Source organism: Pseudomonas sp. H1h (genome assembly GCF_000633255.1).
In the GTDB taxonomy this organism is placed as follows: Bacteria; Pseudomonadota; Gammaproteobacteria; order Pseudomonadales; family Pseudomonadaceae; genus Aquipseudomonas.
This window is the reverse complement of record NZ_AYMJ01000038.1, coordinates 1-3,082: the sequence shown is the minus strand read 5'-3', so window position 1 is coordinate 3,082 and position 3,082 is coordinate 1. Positions and strand designations below refer to the sequence as shown.

The following is a 3,082-nucleotide window of genomic DNA, read 5'->3' as shown; positions in this document are numbered from 1 at the left end:
GATCGTTCTTTAAAAATTTGGGTATGTGATAGAAAGATAGACTGGATAGCACTTTCACTGGTGTTTATTCAGGCTAAGGTAAAATTTGTGAGTTTAATCGCGAATTTTCGGCGAATGTCGTCTTCACAGTATAACCAGATTGCTTGGGGTTATATGGTCAAGTGAAGAAGCGCATACGGTGGATGCCTTGGCAGTCAGAGGCGATGAAAGACGTGGTAGCCTGCGAAAAGCTTCGGGGAGTCGGCAAACAGACTTTGATCCGGAGATGTCTGAATGGGGGAACCCAGCCATCATAAGATGGTTATCTTGTACTGAATACATAGGTGCAAGAGGCGAACCAGGGGAACTGAAACATCTAAGTACCCTGAGGAAAAGAAATCAACCGAGATTCCCTTAGTAGTGGCGAGCGAACGGGGACTAGCCCTTAAGTGGCTTTGAGATTAGCGGAACGCTCTGGAAAGTGCGGCCATAGTGGGTGATAGCCCTGTACGCGAAAATCTCTTGGTCATGAAATCGAGTAGGACGGAGCACGAGAAACTTTGTCTGAATATGGGGGGACCATCCTCCAAGGCTAAATACTACTGACTGACCGATAGTGAACTAGTACCGTGAGGGAAAGGCGAAAAGAACCCCGGAGAGGGGAGTGAAATAGATCCTGAAACCGTATGCGTACAAGCAGTGGGAGCAGACTTTGTTCTGTGACTGCGTACCTTTTGTATAATGGGTCAGCGACTTATTTTCAGTGGCGAGCTTAACCGAATAGGGGAGGCGTAGCGAAAGCGAGTCTTAATAGGGCGTCTAGTCGCTGGGAATAGACCCGAAACCGGGCGATCTATCCATGGGCAGGTTGAAGGTTAGGTAACACTGACTGGAGGACCGAACCGACTACCGTTGAAAAGTTAGCGGATGACCTGTGGATCGGAGTGAAAGGCTAATCAAGCTCGGAGATAGCTGGTTCTCCTCGAAAGCTATTTAGGTAGCGCCTCATGTATCACTGTAGGGGGTAGAGCACTGTTTCGGCTAGGGGGTCATCCCGACTTACCAAACCGATGCAAACTCCGAATACCTACAAGTGCCGAGCATGGGAGACACACGGCGGGTGCTAACGTCCGTCGTGAAAAGGGAAACAACCCAGACCGTCAGCTAAGGTCCCAAAGTTATGGTTAAGTGGGAAACGATGTGGGAAGGCTTAGACAGCTAGGAGGTTGGCTTAGAAGCAGCCACCCTTTAAAGAAAGCGTAATAGCTCACTAGTCGAGTCGGCCTGCGCGGAAGATGTAACGGGGCTCAAACCATACACCGAAGCTACGGGTATCACGCAAGTGATGCGGTAGAGGAGCGTTCTGTAAGCCTGTGAAGGTGAGTTGAGAAGCTTGCTGGAGGTATCAGAAGTGCGAATGCTGACATGAGTAACGACAATGGGTGTGAAAAACACCCACGCCGAAAGACCAAGGTTTCCTGCGCAACGTTAATCGACGCAGGGTTAGTCGGTCCCTAAGGCGAGGCTGAAAAGCGTAGTCGATGGAAAACAGGTTAATATTCCTGTACTTCTGGTTATTGCGATGGAGGGACGGAGAAGGCTAGGCCAGCTTGGCGTTGGTTGTCCAAGTTTAAGGTGGTAGGCTGAGATCTTAGGTAAATCCGGGATCTTAAGGCCGAGAGCTGATGACGAGTTACCCTTTGGGTGACGAAGTGGTTGATGCCATGCTTCCAAGAAAAGCTTCTAAGCTTCAGGTAACCAGGAACCGTACCCCAAACCGACACAGGTGGTTGGGTAGAGAATACCAAGGCGCTTGAGAGAACTCGGGTGAAGGAACTAGGCAAAATGGCACCGTAACTTCGGGAGAAGGTGCGCCGGTGAGGGTGAAGGACTTGCTCCGTAAGCTCATGCCGGTCGAAGATACCAGGCCGCTGCGACTGTTTATTAAAAACACAGCACTCTGCAAACACGAAAGTGGACGTATAGGGTGTGACGCCTGCCCGGTGCCGGAAGGTTAATTGATGGGGTTAGCTAACGCGAAGCTCTTGATCGAAGCCCCGGTAAACGGCGGCCGTAACTATAACGGTCCTAAGGTAGCGAAATTCCTTGTCGGGTAAGTTCCGACCTGCACGAATGGCGTAACGATGGCGGCGCTGTCTCCACCCGAGACTCAGTGAAATTGAAATCGCTGTGAAGATGCAGTGTATCCGCGGCTAGACGGAAAGACCCCGTGAACCTTTACTATAGCTTTGCACTGGACTTTGAATTTGCTTGTGTAGGATAGGTGGGAGGCTTTGAAGCGTGGACGCCAGTTCGCGTGGAGCCATCCTTGAAATACCACCCTGGCAACTTTGAGGTTCTAACTCAGGTCCGTTATCCGGATCGAGGACAGTGTATGGTGGGTAGTTTGACTGGGGCGGTCTCCTCCTAAAGAGTAACGGAGGAGTACGAAGGTGCGCTCAGACCGGTCGGAAATCGGTCGTAGAGTATAAAGGCAAAAGCGCGCTTGACTGCGAGACAGACACGTCGAGCAGGTACGAAAGTAGGTCTTAGTGATCCGGTGGTTCTGTATGGAAGGGCCATCGCTCAACGGATAAAAGGTACTCCGGGGATAACAGGCTGATACCGCCCAAGAGTTCATATCGACGGCGGTGTTTGGCACCTCGATGTCGGCTCATCACATCCTGGGGCTGAAGCCGGTCCCAAGGGTATGGCTGTTCGCCATTTAAAGTGGTACGCGAGCTGGGTTTAGAACGTCGTGAGACAGTTCGGTCCCTATCTGCCGTGGACGTTTGAGATTTGAGAGGGGCTGCTCCTAGTACGAGAGGACCGGAGTGGACGAACCTCTGGTGTTCCGGTTGTCACGCCAGTGGCATTGCCGGGTAGCTATGTTCGGGAAAGATAACCGCTGAAAGCATCTAAGCGGGAAACTTGCCTCAAGATGAGATCTCACTGGAACCTTGAGTTCCCTGAAGGGCCGTCGAAGACTACGACGTTGATAGGTTGGGTGTGTAAGCGCTGTGAGGCGTTGAGCTAACCAATACTAATTGCCCGTGAGGCTTGACCATATAACACCCAAGCAATTTGCAGGCTTTGAGCTGAA

The 3,082-nt window shown here is 51.2% G+C and carries 1 rRNA gene; it reads left to right on the top strand.

Annotated elements, in window-relative coordinates:
* Positions 1-155: 155 nt before the first annotated feature.
* Positions 156-3,047 (top strand): 23S ribosomal RNA (locus U862_RS0128330).
* Positions 3,048-3,082 lie beyond the last annotated feature (35 nt).